This window comes from uncultured Cohaesibacter sp., assembly GCF_963556055.3.
Classification (GTDB): Bacteria; Pseudomonadota; Alphaproteobacteria; order Rhizobiales; family Cohaesibacteraceae; genus Cohaesibacter.
Map to the genome: position 1 here is coordinate 102,970 of NZ_CAUVYE020000012.1, position 20,117 is coordinate 123,086.

The following is a 20,117-nucleotide window of genomic DNA, read 5'->3' on the forward strand; positions in this document are numbered from 1 at the left end:
AGAGTAGAACCGTCGAGCGATATGCTCGTCGTCATTGCGGATGTGAAAATTATCCGGTTTCGAATAAAGACGACGATCTCGCATTTTGGTCCATAAATTGTCGGGCCAGAAAAGGAGATCTCGACCTTAAAAGTGAGGAATAGCGGTTTGGAAAAGTCTCAGCATCAGTTCGGCCTGTATGACCACAGCTTTGAGAAAAGCAGCTGCGGTGTTGGTTTCTTGACTTACAAGTCCGGTGTTCAAACCCATGATGTTCTTGTGAAAGCCAACGAAGCCCTGTGTACGGTTCCACACCGTGGCGGCATGAGTGCCGAGGGTGTTGGCGACGGCGCAGGGGTTTGTGTCGACTTGTCTCTTTCCTTCTTCCGCAAGATCACCGGGATCGAAAAACTTGAACTCGGCGAATTCGGCGTTGGCAACTTTTTCTTGCCGGAAAGCCAGAGATCATGGGATGCCGCAGACAAACTGATCAAGGAAAGCCTTGAGAAGAACAATCTGCGCGTCATTCTGGTGCGCGATGCGCCTGTAAACAACTCCGTCATTCGTCCGGCAGCCGTCAAATACATGCTTACGGTTCATCAGGTGGTTTTCGTCAAGGATGCCTCCATGAGCGCCAAGGAGTTTGATCGCAAGATTCATGATGCCCTGATGGACATCGAGGCCGTTGCCTATCTGGATCCGTCTCTCAAGGGCCTGTATCCCGTTTCCATGTCGGCCCACACCCAGGTCTACAAAGGTCGTCTGAACTCGAACGAGATCATTCCCTATTTCTACGACCTGATGGATGAAGACCATGAGATTCACTCGCTCTTCTTCCATACCCGTTTCTCGACCAATACCGAGCCGCAGCCTTCCATGGCGCAGCCGTTCCGTTTGATGGCCCACAATGGCGAGCTGAACACGGACAAGAAAAACCGTTTGTCCGAAGCAACGATCGCTCAGATGAAAAACCAGCAGATCTATTCGCCTCCCGGCCAGTCGGATTCTGCGCGTCTTGACCAGACCCTCGAGCGGCGGCTCATTGAAGATGACCTCGATCTCATCACGGCCGTCGTGGCGATGATGCCTCCTGCATGGGAGAATGACACGCGCTTCCCGGACGATGTGCGGGTCATGCTCGAGTATTTCTCTCTGTATGAAGAAAAGAATGACGGTCCTGCTGCCCTGATTTTCGGCAACGGTACTGTGATCGGGGCCCGGCTTGACCGGTTGGGTCTTCGTCCATTGCGGTCCGTCGAGACAGATGAATATCTGTGTGTCATGTCGGAAGCTGGCCAGATCGACTTCGAACCGAAAAGCATTCTTCGCCGCGGGCGTATTGAAGCCGGTGGCATGCTCTATTTCGATCATTCCACGAAGCAGTCCTACACCTCAAAAGAAGCTCTTGAGATGCTTGCATCCAAGCGAGATTATCGGTCGCTCCTGGAAAAGGCACGCAAGAATCTGCGTGATCTACCGCGGATCTTCGGCAACACGACCGTATCGAAAGACTTCAGCGACTGGCAACGCGCCGTTGCCTTCGGACTCAATCAGGAAAGCTACAAGTTCCTGATGGATCCGATGATGCAGACCGGCAAGGAAAAGATCTCCGCCATGGGCTATGGCGTCGCCATCAACTCGCTGACGGATCAGGAAGGCGGGATGTCGAAATATTTCTCCCAGCGCTTTGCTCAGGTGACGAACCCGCCGCTTGACAGCCTGAGAGAAGCAGACGGCATGACCTTGCGCGTTGCGCTCGGAGCCAAACCGCACTTCAACAAGGGCGAAACCAAACAGTTGATCATCAGATCCCCTGTTCTGGCTCCCGATAACCTTGCAACGATCCGCAGCCAGACCGAGGTCGAGGTTACCGAAATTGCCATGATCCTTGAAGTCGACCATTCGGCCAATGCCGAGAAGGCCGAAAGGGATCTTGTTGCTGCGGTTGATCATGTTTGTGACCAGATCGAGAAAGCGGCGCGCGACAAAGGTGGCATCATCATTCTGTCAGACGGCATGGTCGACAAGACCCATGCGGCCATTCCCCTGCCTCTGATGATTTCCGCTGCCAACCAGCGCCTTATCGAGCAGGGCCTGCGGTTCCGCGCGTCTCTGATTGCGGAAAGCGGACAGATCGCCTCACCGCACAATATCGCCACGGCTCTTGGCTTTGGCGCATCGGCTGTCATGCCGGTTGCCGTTGAAGCCCGTGCGATGGAGTTTGCAAAGGGTGATCAGGTAGAAGCCAAGGTTCTGGTTGAGAAATTCATTTCAGCCGCCAACAAGTCCCTGATGAAGACCATGGGCAAGGTCGGTCTGTGCACCGCCGAGAGCTATATTGGCGGGGAGTTCTTCGAACCCAACTTCCTTGATACCGACGAGCCTATTCTCAAACGCTATTTTCCGAACATGAAAAACACGGTGGGTGGCGTCAACATGGCTGCGATTGCCAAAAGCGTCGTCGATTGGCACAAACGCGCCTGCGAAATCAAGACGGATGACGACATTCCGCTTCTTGGCCTCTTCAAAGAGAGATCGGAAGGCGCAGGCCATACCTATGGCACCACGGCTGTACGCGGCTTCGTCGACATGACGGAAGAGAAAATTCAGTCCAAGAAAAGCGCTCCAACCGATGGTGATGCGGATACTGACGATTTGCGCCTGCTGCCTGTTGCCCGGCTTAAGGATGCCTATGGCAAAAGCTCTGACGCCTATCGCAACACCAGTTTCGGTCGCCTCAGCCCCGAAGAGATAGATGCCTTCACGATTACGTCAAGCTATCGCAAATTCGTCAAGGATCTGACGCTTGAACGCGATGAGCGTCCGGCTGCCTTGCGCGATGTTCTGTGCTTCCCGGCGGATGTAACCTGGGCGCTGTCTTCGGAAGAGTTCGAAAAGGAACTGTTCCATCATGATCTGGTTGGCAACAACAATTTCATTGTAAGAGGCATGTATGTCGGAGCGCTCGGAGATGATCGCTTCACCGTTTCGATCAATGGCATGAAAAAGCATGATCGTCTGGTTGCCCTGTCCGTTGCTCTCAAAAACAAGTTCGGTGGTGGAACTCGTTTCCATGGAAACGGGATGGACACCCAGATCACGTTGAAAGCAAAAGGATCTAGCGCTCTTCTATTTTGCCAACGTGCTTGAGGCCAATCCAAAGCTCAAGCTCGATGCCATTCAGCCGGCCCATGAAATCACCGCCACGCTGGCCTCAGGCGCCATGTCCTCACGGTGCTCTGGTCGGTCCTGCGCATGAGTCCGTTGCACACGGCACCAACATGGTTGGTGCCTTCTCCAACTCGGGCGAAGGTGGCGAGCATTATTCTCGCTATGGCACCATCCGCTCCAGTTCCATCAAGCAGCTCGCGTCCGGCCGCTTCGGGGTCTGGACCGGATATCTGGCCGACCCGACGCTTGAAGAGCTTGAAATCAAAAATCGCTCAGGGTGCAAAACCCGGCGAAGGTGGCCAGCTTCCGGGCAAGAAAGTGACAGTCGAAATCGCGGCTGCCCGTGGCGGTACGCCGGGCGTCGAACTGATCTCGCCTCCGCCTCACCATGACACCTATTCGATCGAGGAATCTGGCACAGCTCATTCACGATGCAAAAGCCGCCCGCGTTCGCGTTATTGTCAAACTGGTGTCTTCTGAAGGCATTGGAACGATTGCCGTTGGTGTCGCAAAAGCTGGCGCCGATGTCATCAACATCGCGGGCAACTCCGGTGGTACGGGCGCTGCGGCGGTGACCTCGCTCAAGAATACCGGTCGTGCGGCAGAGATTGGCCTTGCGGAAGTGCATCAGGCCCTTTGTGTCAACGGCCTCAGGGACAAGGTTATCCTTCGCTGTTCCGGTGCGCACCAGATGGCATCTGACGTTATCAAGTCCTGTCTTCTTGGCGCTGACAGCTTCGAGTTCGGCACGGACGGCTCTGATGATGCTCAAGTGCGTCATGGCGAAAAACTGCAATGTCAAATGCCCCGCTGGCCTGACGACCAACTCGGAGGTTTTTGACGGCGACCCTCGGGCTCTCGGACAATATTTCCTGAACATCGCGCATGAATGTCGCGAAATTCTGGCTTCTTTGGGCTTCAAGAGTATGCGTGAAGCTCGGGGGCGCTCCGACTATCTGCATCTCGTGAAGCATCCCAGTGCCATCGGTCAGATGAACTTGCGCAACATGCTTCAGGTTGTCAAAGAGGTTCACATCAAGGAACCTGTCTATCTCGAAGCCAATTTCGAGATAGATGACATCATGCTCAAGGAGTTCAAGAACAAGGCCGTCCAGCGCCATCACCGTCGCGTCAAGATCGTGATCGACAAGAAACTGGACAACCGGAACAAGGACCCGTTGGCGGGCAGTTCTCAATCGACATCGAACGCATGCTTCAGCATGAAATGTCCGAGAAACATGCCCGGTCCATGCCGATGGTCTATACCGATGACCGCGGCAGAAACCTGCTCAAGGTCGAAACGCTTGAAATTCCATACCCATGGGTCCGCTGGTCAGTCCTATGGCGCCTTCTGTAATGCCGGGATGGTATTCCATCATACGGGGACGTGTAACGACGGTGTCGGCAAAGGCGCTTCCGGCGGCAATATCGCGATCCATTCACCGGGTGGCGGCGAGGTAGAAAACTATCTTATCGGCAACTTCGCCTTGTTCGGTGCATCGAGCTGTTCGCTGTTTGTCGAAGGGGGCGCAGGCGACCGGGTTTGGCGTCCGTAACTCGGGTGCGACAGCGGTTGTCGAAGGTGTTGGCGATTTCTGTTGTGAATATATGACCAATGGCGCCGTGATGAACCTTGGCGGTTTCGGCAAGGGCTTCTGTAATGGCATGTCCGGTGGTGTGGCCTATCAGTATGATCCTTATGATCAGCTTGAGAATCTGCACAGTCACGACTCGGTCAAACTGCATCGCCTTGATGGCGATAACGACCGGGCCAAGATCCATCGGCTGGCCGTTGAGCGCCTGCTGCGTTACCACATCAAATTTACCAACTCGGCAAAGGCCAGGTTCCTGCTGGAGCATTTCGATACGGAAATCGCAAACTTCAAGTTCGCGACACCATTGGCCCTCGAGACCTATCAGAATTATGAGGCGATCCTCAAGAGCCAATCCTCGCAAGGAATTGACCGAGGGAACTGGCGAACGCGCTTGTTTCCTTCCAGATCAGAAAGTTCAAGCTGGCCTATCGGGATGGCAAGACCATCGCCGGGGGAGCCATTCCCGCAAACAGGGTCAGACAGATACAAGCCTGATGTTCGAGCTGATCAACCAATTTCACGGTGATCAACATGGCCTCAGCAAATCGTAAAGGGCCGCTATCGCAACGACGACATTGACGCGGCAACGCTCAATGCCGGCGTACGAAAGTTGATCCTGACGGAAGATTTCTCCCTGATGACGAAATTGTCAGGGATCGCAAAACAGGCCCTCGCCGACTATTCCGACATGGAATTGGCTGTGCTTGTTTCCGATAAACGCATGAAAGACTATAAAACCGCGCTTTCCAACCGCAATGTGCGCCTCATGGGATTCCATTGGCACATATGGTTGGAATCCTGTTGCAGGATCGTTTGAATCGCGGAAGCCATGGGCGAATTGCCGGATTTCGAAGCTTTGTTTGCTGCGACATCCAGTCAGGAGCTGATCCAATCAGGTGTCTTAGGACACCTGATACGAACACGCCAGACTATTGCGACTTCCAAAAGACGGATTATTGAGACATGACACTTCCTTTTCTTCCTGATGATGCGCCCTTCTCCGAGGATCAGAAATCCTGGCTTGCAGGTTTTTATGCCGTGTCTTCACACGGCAAATGCTACAGGGCAAAGAAGTCTGCGACAAGCGAAGACCAATCTGCCATTACGGCCAACATTCTTTTTGGTACCCAAACCGGCAACTCGGAAGGCTTCGCTGAAGAATTCGCGGTTTCTCTTCGCTCCGAAGGGATCAATGCGCATGTCAATTCTCTCGATGACGTTGAAGTCGAAGCCCCTGACGAAAAATGGAGTATGTCTTTCATTCGTCACCATCGACCTATGGCGAGGGGGAAATGCCAGACAATGCTCAGCTCTTTTGGGACGAACTCAGTTCTACAACGGCATCACGCCTTGAGCATCTTCATTTTTCTGTTCTGGCACTCGGTGACACCGCTTATGACGGGTTCTGCGAGGCGGGGTAAGCAATTTTGATCTGAGATTAGAGCAGCTCGGTGCGAAACGCCTTGCTCCAAGGATCGATTGCGATGTCGATTTTGAAGAAAGCGCGGAAGAATGGGCCGCCGTAGTTCGTACTGAGTTGGGCAAGTTGAAACCGGAAGGGGCAAGTGCTCCTGTCGACTCGTCTGGCGCTGCCACCATGGTATCCAAATCCAAATGGACGCGAAAAAATCCGTTCGAAGCTCCCATGCCCGTCAACAAGCTTCTTTCCGGCGAAGGATCTGCGAAAGAAATCAGACACTTCGAATTCGATCTGTCCAATGATGGTCCAGACTATGAGGCCGGTGATGCGCTCAATGTCATTCCGACGAACGATCCCGAATTGGTGTCTGCTTGGCTAGAACATCTCGGCGTGTCTGGCGACAGTGCTGTAGCGGGAAAAGACGAGTCACTTGAATCACTTCTGTTCAGCCATTTCGAAATCTCGACACCGAACAACGAGTTCGTGAAAGCAGTCGCCGAACGCAGCGATGATGACCATCTCAAGCACATCGTGGAACACGGAGACAAGGAGGCGATGGAAGCCTATTTGTGGTCCAAGGATTCCCTCGACATTGCCCGGCTTAATCCAAAGGCTAAATTCAGCGCCGATGAACTCGTTTCGCTGTTCAAGCCTTTGCAGCATCGTGCCTATTCCATCTCATCCAGTTCCAAACTGAATGAGGGTAGCGTGCATTTGACGATCGCCGCCGTGCGCTATGACAGTCACGGCCGCAATCATGGTGGCGTGGCCTCCTGCTATCTCGCTGACCGGGCGGGCGCAGGACCGGTGAAGGTCTTCGTATCCCCGAACAAAAGTTTCAGGGTCCCGGAAAATAATGATGTTCCGATGATCATGGTCGGACCGGGGACCGGTATCGCGCCTTTCAGGGCCTTCTTGCAAGAAAGACAAGCCATCGGCGCCACCGGCTTCAACTGGCTGTTCTTTGGCGATCAGCATGCAGAAAGCGACTTCATCTATCGTGAAGAACTTAAAAAAATGCAGGCGGACGGCATTCTCAATCGCCTTGACCTTGCCTTCTCACGCGACCAGGCGAAAAAGATCTACGTTCAGACCCGGATGAAAGAGTTTGCCAAAGAACTTTATGGAGCTTTGGAAGAAGGCGGTTACTTCTATGTGTGTGGTGATGCGAGCCGGATGGCCAAGGATGTCGAACGCACATTGCATGAAGTCATCTGCGAACAGGGCGAATTGACCGAAGAAGCGGGTCTAGACTATGTGAACAAGCTGAAAAAGGAAAAACGCTACGTTCGCGATGTCTATTGATCGCCTCACCACCCATTCAAGCAACATGGACCGGCCTCAGTGCCGGTCTTTTCGTATCATGCCAAGCCTGGGCATTGTCGTCTTTCCCAGCCCTTTTCCTCAAGGGAAAGCCTCTCCCGTCTGATTGCCGGTTCGGACAAATCGCTTTGACTGTCAGGTTACCGGAAATGCGGCCTAGTACATGTGATCAAATTGTTTGCTGGCTGAGATGGAGGTATATTTGAACTTGGAATTTGTGACAGGTGGCGACCTGCTGGTCGTCTCGAAAGGGGCTTGTTATGAAGACAAAACACATTTTTCCAATGATTGCCTTAACCGCCGGTTTCTTCTCTTTTTCGCCGCTTCTCTCCGTGCCCGGAACTGGCATCAGCCTGACGTCCAAAGCGAATGCTCAATCCTATGCGTCGATGTCCTGTGGCCAGCTTTGGTATGAGAGAAACGCGATCTATGCTCGTCAGGGCTATTGCTTCAAGACAGCCAGAGCCCAGCGCGCTTTCCCGAGAAGCTGCCACGCGCCGTGGGGACGCTTGAGTTATAGTCAGCAGAATCGCGTCAATTCCATTGTTTACTGGGAAAGACGCTACGGATGCCCAAGATAGGTCAAGCAACGAAGAATCAGTGAGTTGAAAGACTTTCTTCGATCAAAACCTTAATAGGTTTGAAGGGGGCGCAATGGAATTGCGCACCCCTCAGGATATATGGGCTCAAGAGTTAGAATAATAATATCTTACCCAAAGAAATTCTTTCCCTAAGATTTTATACCCCAATCTTGCCTTGGCCTCAGGCCTATTTCAAATTCCGATCATTTTTCTCCATCAACTCGGACATTCTTTCAAAATCCGGATTGGACGAGAGTTCGGCAAGATTGCAGGGGCACTTGCGTCGCCAGTTGGGATGCTGATCTATGGTTCCGGGCAAATTCTGCGCCTCTTCCAGTCCCAGAATGTCATCGAGCTGAACGGATATCATGGAAACGCCAGAAGCGGCCAACGAGCCGTGGATCGCTTCGAACATATGCTCAAAACTGACATCTTCATGGTGCGACGCGTCCGGATCGAGCGTGGCGAGCGCCTTCACTTCATTTCTTCGATCCTCGTAAGCGGAATGAGAAACGCCCTCGCCATCGCCTCTCAGCCGGTCTCGCCATTTGATGTCACAACCTGACAGATAGCCTTTCAAGGTCGGCGTGTCGTGGGTGCTGAAACTCGCAAGGCTGAACTGGCGCAATTCGGATGGATTTTTAAACCGACCTTCTGGCCATTTTTCATATTGCAGAACCGAGTATCCGTAGATGCCGTGATTCTGAACGGCTTCGCGGAAACCGTCCGGCACCAGTCCGAGATCTTCCCCGATGACCGCTGTGTTTGAGGCAGCGGCTTCAATGGAAAGAAGCGCCAGGAAGACATCCAGCGGCTGAGACACATATGCCCCCGGAGATCCGTCATCCGGAATCCAGAAGCTGCGATTAAGGCCCAGAACATGGTCGATTCTCAAGACGCCGGCATGTTTCATTGCGGAGCGGTAAATGCGCCTTAACGGCTTATATTTGTTGTCGGCCAGTTTTCTTGGCGCATAGCCCATCAAGCCCCAATTCTGACCATCCGGGCCTAGTTGATCGGGTGGCGCTCCGAGAGAAACTCCATGGGCCACGCTGTCATTTTCGCACCAGCTTTCAGCCCCGCCCCGCCGTGCACCGACTGCGAGATCAAGATAGAGCCCCAACCCCTTGCCTCCCGACGACGCCCTTGATTGCGCGTCGGTCAGCTGAACACTTGCGACCCATTGTAACCAGACGTGAAAATCAACCCGAGCCGCGAACCGATCTCGCGCATCCTCGATTGCGTCTTCATGAACGGTCCTTTATATTCTTCAGGCCATTGGTGCCAGTCGTGGCCATAATGCTCCGTCAATGCTTCTGCCAGGGCAAACCGTTCGAGGTAATTGCCAAAGACCGGTACGGAACTGATCAAGTTGCTGTCGATCATAGGAGCTGGCATGTTGAAGAAACAGGGTGTAGCTAGTCGCGCAGCGCTGCATTATGGCAAGTGCGGATGTTTGAAATACTCGACCCTCCTCAGAGGCTCGCAGCTCTGTCCACTGGGTTTCAACTGCCTGCAACAGAGATCGGGCCTCTGGCAATTTCTCAAGTCCGGGGATTTTGTCCAACGCAAATGTGCTGAGTATTGAGGAACCCGCGATGGCTGGGTGAATAAGGGACTGATTTGCGTAAGGGTCGGAAAATCCGAGCGTGTGGACCGGATTGATCCCGACAAAACTGCCTCCAAGCTCTCTCACAAATTCCGACAAGCGCGCAAGATCTTCAAAATCGCCCAAGCCGGAATTTCGTTTCGATCTGATACCATAGAGGGCAGCGTTCAGCCCCCAGATGCGTTCCTTGCCACAAATACTGGCTATAGAAGGCGCCTTGAGCGGTCGCTGCAATGATGGTGACGGTTTCGACCGCCGTCCGCCAACCTCGCAAACAAGGTCGTGGGACACCGGTGCGGTAATGGGGGGAAGCGTGATATGTGTCTCTGCCATCCCGCAAAGGCTTTCAGCCGGGATGTCGACATTCAGCTCTTCACTTCAGCTCCTCGTCGAGTTCGATATGCCAGCGGGCTCCAAGACCCGAAATTGCAGACATAGTTGAACCCGCTCGTGGTGATCAATTCGCGTGGAAACCAGCGATCCTGCTCTTTTCGAATATGCTCCTCGATTGCCTCATCGACCATGGCATCATTGTCAAGCTCGAGCCCACAGGCGCGCAGCCAGAGCAACCTGTGTTTCCAGCGAGGTATTGACGAGGCTGCCATTGAAATCATTGTACGTGGGCGTGAATTCCAAAATGATCTGCGAGGAGTTTTCAGATTATCAACATTCATGAGGAAGCTTTTATCCGCTTTCTAAGATCAAGGCAACAACTGAGGAACCTGACACTTCTGTCGAGTCACGTTGAGTTTCAAGGCTTGGAAATTGAACCTGCTGGGCAGTGTCGAGCGCGCGTTTCCAATGGAATCCTTTTGGACATTTCGGCAGAACGACACTGGCGGCAACGTTGCTTCTATTGAAGATAATGAAGACAACATCATTGTCTTTTTCATAAGGCGGCGCTTCGGCGGAACATCTCAAGGTCAAACAGAAGCTCGACAGACCGGGATCGCGCCATTGCAATGGATAGCCGCCAAAATCGGTCCATTCCACATCGCGGGCATTGTCTTGCAAGCGCTTTGCGCCATGCAGGAAACGGTCCTGCCTCAAAGCCGGATGGTCACGACGGAACTGGCTGAGATAGGCAACAAAATTCTTGAGATCCTTGTCACCTTTTGCCCAGTTGACCCAGCCAATTTCATTGTCCTGACAATAAGCATTGTTGTTACCCTGCTGGCTGTTGCCGATCTCGTCGCCAGCCAGAAGCATCGGAGTGCCCTGACTGAGAAACAGTGTGGCCAGGGAAATTGCGCTGACGGCGCATCCGACGGGCATTGATGACGGGGTCTTTCGTTTCACACCTCATAGCCACAATTGTCGCTGAGATTGTTTCCGTGGCCGTCCATGTTGTTCTCGCCATTGGCGAGATTGTGGCGATTGTTGTAGCGGGTGATATCGGCGAGCGTGAAGCCATCATGGGCGGCAAGGAATTGACCGATGACCAGGCTCGACGCCCTGCCCGGTCGAACTTGTCTGCCGATCCCAACAAACGGGAGGCCAGATCCGGCGTCGTCTGGGGATCACCACGCCAGTATTTTCGGCTTGTATCGCGATAGTTGTCGTTCCATTCGCTGAATTCTGGTGGGAAACCACCAAGGCGATAACCGCCCGGCCCGATATCCCACGGCTCGGCGATCAGGCGAACCGTCGACAGGATCGGATCTTGCCGAATGGCATCAAGAAAGCCGCCATATAGATCGAAGCCATAGTCTTCTCGGCAAACTGTGGTAGCCAAGTCGAAGCGGAAACCATCCACGCCCATGCAGAGCACCCAGTAGCGGAGCGAGTCCAGCACGAGGCGCAAGACATAGGGATGGGAGACATTGACCGTATTGCCACATCCGGTGTCATTGACATAGTAGCGCGGTTGCCCGGCGATGAGGCGATAATAGGACGCATTGTCGAGGCCCCTGAATGACAGGGTCGGTCCATTTTGGTCGCCCTCTGCGGTGTGGTTGAAAACCACATCGAGATAGACCTGAATGCCTGCGGCTTTGAGCTTCTGCACCATTGCCCTGAAGCCAATGATGCCATCTGGTCCGAGATATCGCGGCTCCAGCGCAAAAAATCCAATGGAGTTATATCCCCAATAATTGACCAGCCCCTTGTCGAGCAAGAATTCGTCATCGATGAAATGATGCACCGGCATCAACTCGACGGCCTTCACATTCATCGACAGAAGATGATCGATCATCGCATCACTGGCGAGAGCTTCATAGGTGCCGCGAAGCCCTTCGGGGACGTCCGGATGCAGCTTGGTAAGACCTTTTGCATGGGCCTCGTAAATCAGGTCACGGCCATCCGAGACAGAGGGTGCAATCTCCAGGAAATCATTCAATGCAGGGTCTGACACCACCGATTTGGGGACGCATGACGCACTGTCCGACGCGCCGAATGTCAAATCCCCACCGGTTGCACCCTTCTGATAGCCAAACAGGGTGGCCGAGGCTGTCCACTTGCCAAATATCTCTCTTGTGTAGGGATCAAGCAGAAGCTTGTTTGAATTAAAACGGTGCCCCTGTTCGGGCGCATAAATGCCGTGTGCGCGATAGCCGTAGAGGGTTCCCGGTTTCAGATCATGCAAATATCCGTGCCAAACAGGCCCTGACCTTTCCGGCAAAGAGATCCGGTCGACTTCCTTTTTGCCATCAGGTGAAAAAAGACAGAGGTCTACCTGGCTCGCATTGGCGGAAAAGACGGCAAAGTTGGTTCCGTCACCATCATAAAAGGCGCCAAGTCTATAAGGGGTTCCGCTGGTGATATAGTATTTCATTGATAATCGGTCCTAACAGGCTCAGCTGTCGATCAATGATCTGTATAAATCGGCATAGAGTTCGGCGGAATGATCCCATCCAATTTCCTGTGTCATCGCACGGCGCATCATTGTTTTCCATTGCTGCGGTTGCTGGAACAGATCACAGGTCCGGTGAATTGCCTGATCCAGAGCCTCAACGGTTGCCGGAGAGAACTGGATACCGGTTGCGCACTTCATGGTCAGAGAAGCGGCATTGGCATCGATTATGGTATCGGCAAGTCCGCCGGTACGACAGACAACCGGAATCGTGCCGTATCGTAAACCGTACAGCTGGGTCAGGCCACAAGGTTCAAAGCGGGACGGTACAAGCACAACGTCGGCACCACCTTGCATCTTGTGGGACAGGTCCTCGCTATAACCGATTTCGACGCCAACCTTGCCCGGCATGTTACCGGCAGCGTTCACGAAGGCTGCTTCCAGCCGTTTGTCGCCGGTTCCAAGCACGGCAAGACGTCCGCCACGTTCCACAATGGTCGGGATGACTTCAAGCAGAAGATCAAGACCTTTCTGCGTTGTCAGTCTGGAGATCACGCAGAAGAGCGGTGCGTCAGGATTGGCTTCAAGCCCGAACCGCGCCTCCAGCCATTCTCGGTTTGCCACCTTCCGCTTCAGGCTTTTGGTATTGTAATTCTTTTCCAGTACCGGATCCGTTTCAGGGTCCCACTCAGCCATATCTATGCCGTTGAGAATCCCGACAAGATCATTCTTCCGGCTTTGAAGAAGACCTTCCAGGCCCATGCCAAAATCCGGAGTGAGCAATTCTATCGCATAGGTTGGGCTTACGGTCGTTATCTTGTCAGCGAATGCCAAGCCGCCCTTCAGATATCCGGCATGTCCCCAATATTCAAATCCGTCTGGGTTGAACAAGTCAGGAGACAGCCCAAGCGTTGACACGATTGCACCATCGAAAAGCCCTTGGAAAGCGACATTATGGATGGTGATAATGGAGGGTGGCGCTTGACGTCCGGATTGGCGCAGATAAACCGGCACAAGCCCGGCTTGCCAATCATGGGCATGAACAAGATCCGGCTTCCAACCGCCGATGCCATCCAGTGAGATTTTTGCACCAATCAGGGAAAGGGCCCCGAAGCGAATGGGATTGTCTTCCCAGTCCAGCCCCTCCTCATCGAGGTAAATGGTCCCTTCCCTGTCGAACAGGTGCGGTGCTTCCAGAAGCAGAAGATTGAGTCCCTTGGCCCGGACCGAGAAAACTCGGGCCGGTCCACCAAACAGATCCTCCAGTTCAAGCAAGGGATCGCCGTGCTTCAGCCATTTCTGAAGTTGAGGATAGGCCGGAAGCAGGACCTTGATCGTATGGCCCAGCTTTTCAAGCGCCTTTGGCACGGATCCAATAACATCTGCCAAACCACCGGTCTTGACAAATGGCGAGCATTCGGAAGCAACGAAAAGTATGTTCATCTAGAGGTCCAGTTTGTCAATCATGGATTGGGTGATCAGACAAATGCCGTTATCGGTTCTGCGGAACCGTTTGGCATCAAGCTCTGGATCTTCGCCAACGACCAGGCCAGCGGGAATTTTTACATCCCTGTCGATGACCACATCCTTGAGCTGGGCTTTCCTGTTGATTTCGGCATATGGCAGAGCGACCACACCGCTCAGTTTGGAATAGGAGTGCGCCTTGACGCCGGTAAACAACAGGCAACGGTTCAGCGATGAACCTGAAATGATGCAGCCACCGGACACCATGGAAGACACGGCCTGACCGCGGCGACCTTCTTCATCGTGGATGAATTTGGCTGGTGGTGTCAGTTCCTGATAGGTCCAGATTGGCCAATCCCGGTCGAAAATATCCAATTCGGGGATAAAGTCCGTCAGGTCGATATTGGCTTCCCAGAAAGCATCGATGGTACCAACATCGCGCCAGTATGGTTTTTGTTCCAATCCGGTTCTGACACAAGAACGACTGAAGGGATGTGCAACAGCCTTGCCCTGTTTCACGAGTTTCGGAATGATGTCCTTGCCGAAGTCGTGATGGGTATCGGGGTTTGCTTCTTCCTCGCGAAGAAGTTCATAAAGCAGTGCGGCTTCAAAGACGTAAATCCCCATGGATGCCAGAGCGCGGGTCGGATCGTTGGGCATTGCGGGAGGATTGTCCGGCTTTTCGACAAAATCGAGAATGCGGTCGTGTTCGTCGACCTTCATGACGCCGAAAGCCTTGGCATCAGCAAGAGGCACTTCGATCGAGCCGACCGTTACATCTGCACCGGTTTCGACATGCTGGCGAACCATCAGTGCATAATCCTGCTTGTAAATGTGATCGCCTGCGAGCACGACGATATATTTGGGACCATAGCTCTCCAGAATATCAATATTCTGATAGATGGCATCAGAGGTACCCTTGTACCAGGCTTCCGTGTCCATTCGCTGAGACGCAGGGAGAATGTCGAGAAACTCGTTCCGTTCCTCGCGCAAGAAGCTCCAGCCCCTTTGCAGGTGGCGGATGAGGCTGTGCGCCTTATATTGGGTGGCCACGCCAATTCGGCGGATGCCGGAGTTGACCGCATTGGAGAGAGCAAAGTCGATGATACGGACCTTGCCGCCGAAATACATCGCAGGCTTCGACCGCTTCTCAGTCAGTTCCTGCAAGCGACTTCCCTTGCCTCCAGCCAGAATGAAGGCCATCGACTGATTGGCGAGTCTGGATGTTTCTCGATCTAATTTCATAATGCTCTCCCCATTTGTCACTTAAGCAAAGTCAAAGTGATTTCACTCAGTGCTGCTCCAACGTGAAATACAAAGTAGACAGCGGAGGTATCGTCAGAGAGAGCGACACGTCCTTGCCGTGTGATGCAATCTCTTCTGTGTTCGCGCCGCCCAAATTGCCGCGCCCTCCACCTGAATAAAGACTTGAATCGGTATTCAGAACCTCTACCCAACGTCCAGCATGCGAAACGCCCAACCGGTAGTTCTGACGCTCGACCGGTGTCATGTTGCTGACAACAAGAACCGGTGCGTCCGTTTTGTCACCGTAGCGGATCCAGGCAAAAACGGAATCATCGGCCGAGTGGCACTGGATCCACTCGAACCCTGCCGGTCTGCAATCATTTCGATAAAGAGCCGGCAGTGTTTTATAAAGTCTGTTGAGATCCCGGACCAGTGACTGAACTCCGCGTTGGAAGTCATGGCCAAGCAGATGCCAATCAAGGCTCTGGTCGTGGTTCCACTCTTCGCCCTGGGCAAATTCACCCCCCATGAAAAGAAGCTTCTTGCCGGGATGCCCCCACATATAGCCAAAATAGGCGCGCAGGTTGGCAAACTGATCAGCCGGATAACCCGGCATGCGATCGAGCAACGAGCCTTTACCGTGCACCACTTCATCGTGACTGAGAGGCAGGATATAGTTTTCGGAATAGGCATAGTGCATGCCGAAGGTCATATCATGGTGATGATATTTTCTGTGAACCGGATCATGGGACATATAGCGCAAGGTGTCATTCATCCAGCCCATATTCCACTTGAAGCCGAACCCGAGACCACCGTGATTGGTCGGTGCGCTGACGCCGGAAAATGCGGTTGATTCTTCGGCCACTGTCATGATTCCGGGAGATTCCCGATAGGCCATGATGTTCATGTTGCGCAGGAACTCGATTGCCTCGTAGTTTTCGCGACCACCGTCCTTGTTTGGAATCCATTCCCCTTCATTGCGGGAATAGTCACGATAGAGCATGGATGCAACAGCATCCACGCGCAGGCCATCGATATGATATTCCTTCAGCCAGTATAGCGCGTTGGCACTGAGAAAATTGGCAACTTCGCGACGGCCATAATTGTAGACAAGCGTATTCCAGTCGGGATGATAGCCTTCACGTCGATCTTCATGCTCATAAAGAGCGGTGCCGTCAAATTTGGCCAAACCGTGGGCATCTTCGGGGAAGTGTCCCGGAACCCAGTCGATCAGAACGCCGATACCTTCCGCATGGAAGGCTTCAACCATGGTGCGAAACTCTTCGGGCGTACCATGGCGGATGGTCGGGGCGAACAGGCCAACCGGCTGATAGCCCCAGGATCCGTCGAAGGGAAATTCCGAAATCGGCATGAGTTCAACGTGGGTAAATCCCATGTCCTTGACATACTGAACAAGCTGATCTGCGAGTTCCAGATAGGAAAGCGGTCGATTGCCTTCCTCTGCCACACGGCGCCATGAGCCCAGATGAACTTCGTAAATCGAAATTGGCTGATCGATATTGTTTTTCTTGTACCGGTTCTCGATCCACTCGACATCCTGCCAGTCATGGCTGCTAAGATCGCGGATGATCGAGGCAGTGCGTGGCGGATGTTCCGAACCGAACCCGACCGGGTCGGCCTTGAGCGGCAAAAGCTGGCCTTGTCTGTTGATGAGCTCGTATTTGTAGGTTTCACCCTCGCCAAGAGCCGGGATAAAAATCTCCCACACACCGGTAACTCCACGCTGGCGCATGGGGTGCCGACGACCGTCCCAGCCGTTGAAGTTACCAACTACAGACACGCGGCGCGCATTGGGGGCCCAGACTGCGAAATGCGTCCCCTCGACCCCTTCATGTTTCATGACATGGGCACCGAGGATTTTCCAGAGCGTTTGATGCGTCCCTTCACCAAACAGATACTCATCCAACTCGCCGATAACAGGCCCGAACCGATAGGGATCCTCACCGGTCCAGATATTATCGCCACGCGTGTATCTCAATTTGTAAGGGAACCGTTCATTGGGTCTGTTCAGGAAACCGGCGAACAGGTCAGGAGCATTCTTGTCACGCTCCAGTTCGCATTGCACCGCACCGCTCGTATAGTCGAGAACTTCCACTTTTGCAGAACCGGGAGCGAAAGCCCTGATGACCACCCCACCTTCCCAATCATGTAGACCCAGGATTGAAAATGGATCGTCACAAACGCCACTCTGAATCGACAAAGCATCCTTGCGTGAGGTGTATGTCATAGCTCCGAATTCCCCCTCTGTTTTGTAATACGCTAGAGCATGTGGTCAACAAATGGAACCGATTGAAAAGTAGTATCCCTTTGTTTTTTTTCCCATTTACGTGATGTCCGGGAAAAATTGAAATCCACACCTCCTGTCACCATTGTGTGAGCGCAATTCAGAATATCAAAAAGCGGCAGTCTGTTGGGAAGACTGCCGCAATGTCACATATTTCCATTAGCGCTCATACAGCGATTTTGCGTCCCAAATGTCTTTCGCATAACCGGCGATTGTTCTGTCTGATGAGAACCAGCCGACATTTGCGGTATTCAGGATGGACATTTTCGTCCAATGCTTGATGTCCTGATAAGCCTTGTCTACTTCACGCTGTTTTGCGAAATAATCGTCGAAATCACAAGTTACAAGGAAGTAATCACTCTCATACATCATCTGAACGATCGAGCCATACCGATGTGGCTCATCCGGCGAGAATACGCCACTGGCTATCTGGTTCAACACGCGGTAGAGACGCGGGCTGGCCTCGATTGCACGACGGGAGTAATCCTGCTCTGCCCTGCGTTCGACGACTTCGGCAGCGGTCAGACCGAAAAGGAAGAAGTTCTCAGGACCAACATGTTCCCGAATTTCAACGTTTGCACCATCAAGCGTACCGATGGTCAGGGCGCCATTAAGAGCAAATTTCATATTGCCCGTGCCGGATGCTTCCTTGCCGGCTGTTGAAATCTGTTCCGACAGATCCGCCGCCGGCATCAGGATTTCCGCCATGGAAACGTTATAGTTGGCCGGGAATATGATTTGCAGATAATCCTTGGTCACAGGATCATTGTTGACCACTGCCGCAACATCGTTGATCAGATGAATGATGCGTTTGGCCACTTCATATCCGGGTGCAGCCTTGCCGCCGAATACCTTGATCCGCGGGGTCCAGTTCTTGCCGGGATTTTCCTTGATTTCGTTCCAATAGGCGACGGCTTCGAACAGGTTCATCAGCTGTCGTTTATATTCGTGGATACGCTTCACCTGAATATCAAGCATCGCGTCCGGGTTAATTGAGACATTCCGTTTCTCATTCAACCAGTTGATGAAACGCTCCTTGTTTTCCCGCTTGGCTGCTCGGAAACTGTCCTGGAATGCTGCATCGTCAGCATATTGCGACAGGCGTTCGAGCTGCTCCAGATCATTCGGCCACTCGATGCCGATGGTCGAGTTGATCAGGCGACGAAGCGGCTTGTTACAGTTATAGAGCCAGCGCCGAGGCGTGATACCGTTGGTTTCGTTGATGATGCGGGTCGGATACACCTTGTGCAGATCACCAAAGACCGTCTCCTTGACCAGTTCGGTATGCAGCGCCGATACGCCATTGACGCGATGGGCCATGATAAAGGCCAACTCGCCCATATTCACGTTTCCATTGTCGATGATGCGAATATCGGAGCCGGTCTCCTTCAGGTGCTGTTCCTGAATGATCTCGATGATACGATAGTGACGAGGCAGAATGCGAGCGAACAGATATTCCGGCCAACGTTCCAGCGCCTCGGGCAACAATGTATGGTTGGTATAACCGAGACACTTCTTCGCGATATCGATGGCTTCATAAATCTCGATGCCGTGGGTATCCGTAAGGATCCGGATGAGTTCGGGACCAGCGATTGCCGGATGGGTATCATTGAGCTGGATTGCGGCCTTATCCGGCAAATCCCTCAGATCATCATTTGTAGACCGGAAACGGCGAATAAGGTCCTGAATGGACGCTGACGTGAAGAAATATTCCTGTTTGAGGCGCAGTTCCTTGCCCGTCTCGGTCGTATCATCCGGATAAAGGACGCGCGAAATGGTTCTGGCAAGTGCCTCGGGAGCGCTTGCAGCCAGGAAATCGCCTCTGTTGAAGCTTTCCAGGTCGAAGGCGCTCGTCGGTTTTGCTGACCACAGGCGCAAGGTGTTGCACCATCTGGCCTGCCAACCCAGGGCCGGGGCATCATAGGCCTGAGCGCGGACGGTTTCGGAAGGATACCAGACGGAACGACCATCCTGCTCGCTGACATGACCACCAAATCCGACAATATAGGCCACTTCTGGCCGTTCGAATTCCCAAACGTTTCTTTGGGCGAGCCAACCTTCAGCGGTTTCGACCTGAGCACCATTTTCAAAATGCTGTTCGAAAAGGCCATGCTCATAGCGAATGCCGTAACCGTGAGCCGGAATGCCCAAAGTTGCCATCGAGTCAAGGAAACAGGCAGCAAGTCGACCAAGACCACCGTTGCCAAGGGCGGCATCGGGTTCATTGGCTACAATGGCGTTATAGTCCTGTCCAAGTTCGCGCATGGTTTCCCGAGCAACGTCTTCAAAGCCTAGATTGATTGCAACATCTTCGACAAGACGGCCAATCAAGAACTCCATGGAGAGGTAATAGACACGCTTGGCATTGCTATCATATGTCTTGGCAGTGCTGTCGAACCAGGGGTCAACCACCATGTCCCGCAAGGCCATGGACAAGGACATCCGCCAGTCATATGGCGTTGCATGGCCGGGATCCTTGCCAAATGAATATTTGAGATGCTTTAGAAGTTCTTCCTTAAGCTTGATTTGAAAAATCTTTGTATTCATGAGCCCGAACGTCCAGTTGTTTTCGCCAGTAATGAAACAGGAGAGTCCCTCCCCTGTGTTCGCCATGCGCGCCGAATTGTTTCGAAC

The 20,117-nt window shown here is 53.0% G+C and carries 17 protein-coding genes and 3 pseudogenes; 11 read left to right on the forward strand and 9 right to left on the reverse strand.

The features are described from left to right. The first annotated feature begins 147 nt into the window (after positions 1-147). From ACHZB8_RS06825 to ACHZB8_RS06875, 11 genes and pseudogenes are all read left to right on the forward strand, one after another. Positions 148-3,129 carry a glutamate synthase central domain-containing protein gene (locus ACHZB8_RS06825; RefSeq protein WP_316859512.1) on the forward strand — a complete coding sequence of 994 codons (2,982 nt, stop codon included), beginning with the start codon at positions 148-150 and terminating at the stop codon, positions 3,127-3,129. Between the two features lie 131 nt (positions 3,130-3,260). Continuing rightward, a pseudogene (locus ACHZB8_RS06830) lies at positions 3,261-3,338 on the forward strand (hypothetical protein); the annotation flags it as partial. Beyond that, complete coding sequence (locus tag ACHZB8_RS06835) at positions 3,313-3,630, forward strand: glutamate synthase-related protein (RefSeq protein WP_316859846.1); 318 nt, start codon at positions 3,313-3,315, stop codon at positions 3,628-3,630. The pseudogene ACHZB8_RS06830 and the gene ACHZB8_RS06835, both read left to right, overlap by 26 nt. After that, entirely contained in the window at positions 3,539-3,991 is a 453-nt protein-coding gene (locus ACHZB8_RS06840; protein WP_316859513.1) for a glutamate synthase-related protein, read from the forward strand. The genes ACHZB8_RS06835 and ACHZB8_RS06840 overlap by 92 nt, the downstream gene beginning before the upstream one ends. Next, positions 3,912-4,706, forward strand: a complete 795-nt coding sequence (locus ACHZB8_RS06845) for a hypothetical protein (RefSeq protein WP_316859514.1) — start codon at positions 3,912-3,914, stop codon at positions 4,704-4,706. The genes ACHZB8_RS06840 and ACHZB8_RS06845 overlap by 80 nt, the downstream gene beginning before the upstream one ends. Further along, positions 4,666-5,271: a hypothetical protein gene (locus ACHZB8_RS06850; protein ID WP_316859515.1), complete on the forward strand. Its 606-nt coding sequence runs from the start codon at positions 4,666-4,668 to the stop codon at positions 5,269-5,271. Before ACHZB8_RS06845 ends, ACHZB8_RS06850 begins: the two co-directional genes overlap by 41 nt. Before the next feature lie 111 nt (positions 5,272-5,382). Then, entirely contained in the window at positions 5,383-5,562 is a 180-nt protein-coding gene (locus ACHZB8_RS06855) for a hypothetical protein (protein ID WP_316859516.1), read from the forward strand. Between the two features lie 146 nt (positions 5,563-5,708). After that, positions 5,709-5,921, forward strand: a pseudogene (locus ACHZB8_RS06860) (sulfite reductase subunit alpha); the annotation flags it as partial. A 116-nt stretch (positions 5,922-6,037) separates the two neighbouring features. Beyond that, entirely contained in the window at positions 6,038-6,166 is a 129-nt protein-coding gene (locus ACHZB8_RS06865; protein ID WP_316859517.1) for a flavodoxin domain-containing protein, read from the forward strand. Positions 6,167-6,342: 176 nt separating this feature from the next. Further along, positions 6,343-7,470 carry a hypothetical protein gene (locus ACHZB8_RS06870; protein WP_316859518.1) on the forward strand — a complete coding sequence of 376 codons (1,128 nt, stop codon included), beginning with the start codon at positions 6,343-6,345 and terminating at the stop codon, positions 7,468-7,470. A 278-nt stretch (positions 7,471-7,748) separates the two neighbouring features. Continuing rightward, the gene (locus ACHZB8_RS06875; protein ID WP_316859519.1) at positions 7,749-8,069 is read left to right on the forward strand and encodes a YARHG domain-containing protein; all 321 of its coding nucleotides are present in this window, start codon (positions 7,749-7,751) and stop codon (positions 8,067-8,069) included. Between the two features lie 187 nt (positions 8,070-8,256). On the opposite strand, the pseudogene malQ reads toward ACHZB8_RS06875, so the two are convergent. The 9 genes and pseudogenes from malQ to ACHZB8_RS06920 form a co-directional block, all read right to left on the reverse strand. Continuing rightward, positions 8,257-9,315 (reverse strand): annotated as a pseudogene (gene malQ, locus ACHZB8_RS06880) (4-alpha-glucanotransferase); the annotation flags it as partial. Positions 9,316-9,339: 24 nt separating this feature from the next. Continuing rightward, positions 9,340-10,011 carry a 4-alpha-glucanotransferase gene (locus ACHZB8_RS06885; protein WP_316859520.1) on the reverse strand — a complete coding sequence of 224 codons (672 nt, stop codon included), beginning with the start codon at positions 10,009-10,011 and terminating at the stop codon, positions 9,340-9,342. A 32-nt stretch (positions 10,012-10,043) separates the two neighbouring features. Next, the gene (locus tag ACHZB8_RS06890) at positions 10,044-10,247 is read right to left on the reverse strand and encodes a hypothetical protein (protein ID WP_316859521.1); all 204 of its coding nucleotides are present in this window, start codon (positions 10,245-10,247) and stop codon (positions 10,044-10,046) included. Between the two features lie 115 nt (positions 10,248-10,362). After that, positions 10,363-10,887 carry a hypothetical protein gene (locus ACHZB8_RS06895; protein ID WP_316859522.1) on the reverse strand — a complete coding sequence of 175 codons (525 nt, stop codon included), beginning with the start codon at positions 10,885-10,887 and terminating at the stop codon, positions 10,363-10,365. After that, on the reverse strand, positions 10,844-12,451 hold the full coding sequence (gene glgX / locus ACHZB8_RS06900; protein ID WP_316859523.1) for a glycogen debranching protein GlgX: 1,608 nt from the start codon (positions 12,449-12,451) through the stop codon (positions 10,844-10,846). The genes ACHZB8_RS06895 and glgX overlap by 44 nt, the downstream gene beginning before the upstream one ends. 21 nt (positions 12,452-12,472) lie before the next feature. Then, a complete protein-coding gene (gene glgA, locus ACHZB8_RS06905; protein ID WP_316859524.1) occupies positions 12,473-13,912 on the reverse strand; it encodes a glycogen synthase GlgA in 1,440 nt (479 codons plus the stop codon). After that, positions 13,913-15,178, reverse strand: coding sequence for a glucose-1-phosphate adenylyltransferase (gene glgC / locus ACHZB8_RS06910; RefSeq protein ID WP_316859525.1), 1,266 nt, complete (start codon positions 15,176-15,178; stop codon positions 13,913-13,915). Between the two features lie 46 nt (positions 15,179-15,224). Beyond that, positions 15,225-17,426, reverse strand: coding sequence for a 1,4-alpha-glucan branching protein GlgB (glgB, locus tag ACHZB8_RS06915; protein ID WP_316859526.1), 2,202 nt, complete (start codon positions 17,424-17,426; stop codon positions 15,225-15,227). A 216-nt stretch (positions 17,427-17,642) separates the two neighbouring features. Beyond that, positions 17,643-20,030, reverse strand: a complete 2,388-nt coding sequence (locus ACHZB8_RS06920; protein WP_316859527.1) for a glycogen/starch/alpha-glucan phosphorylase — start codon at positions 20,028-20,030, stop codon at positions 17,643-17,645. Between the last annotated feature and the right edge of the window lie 87 nt (positions 20,031-20,117).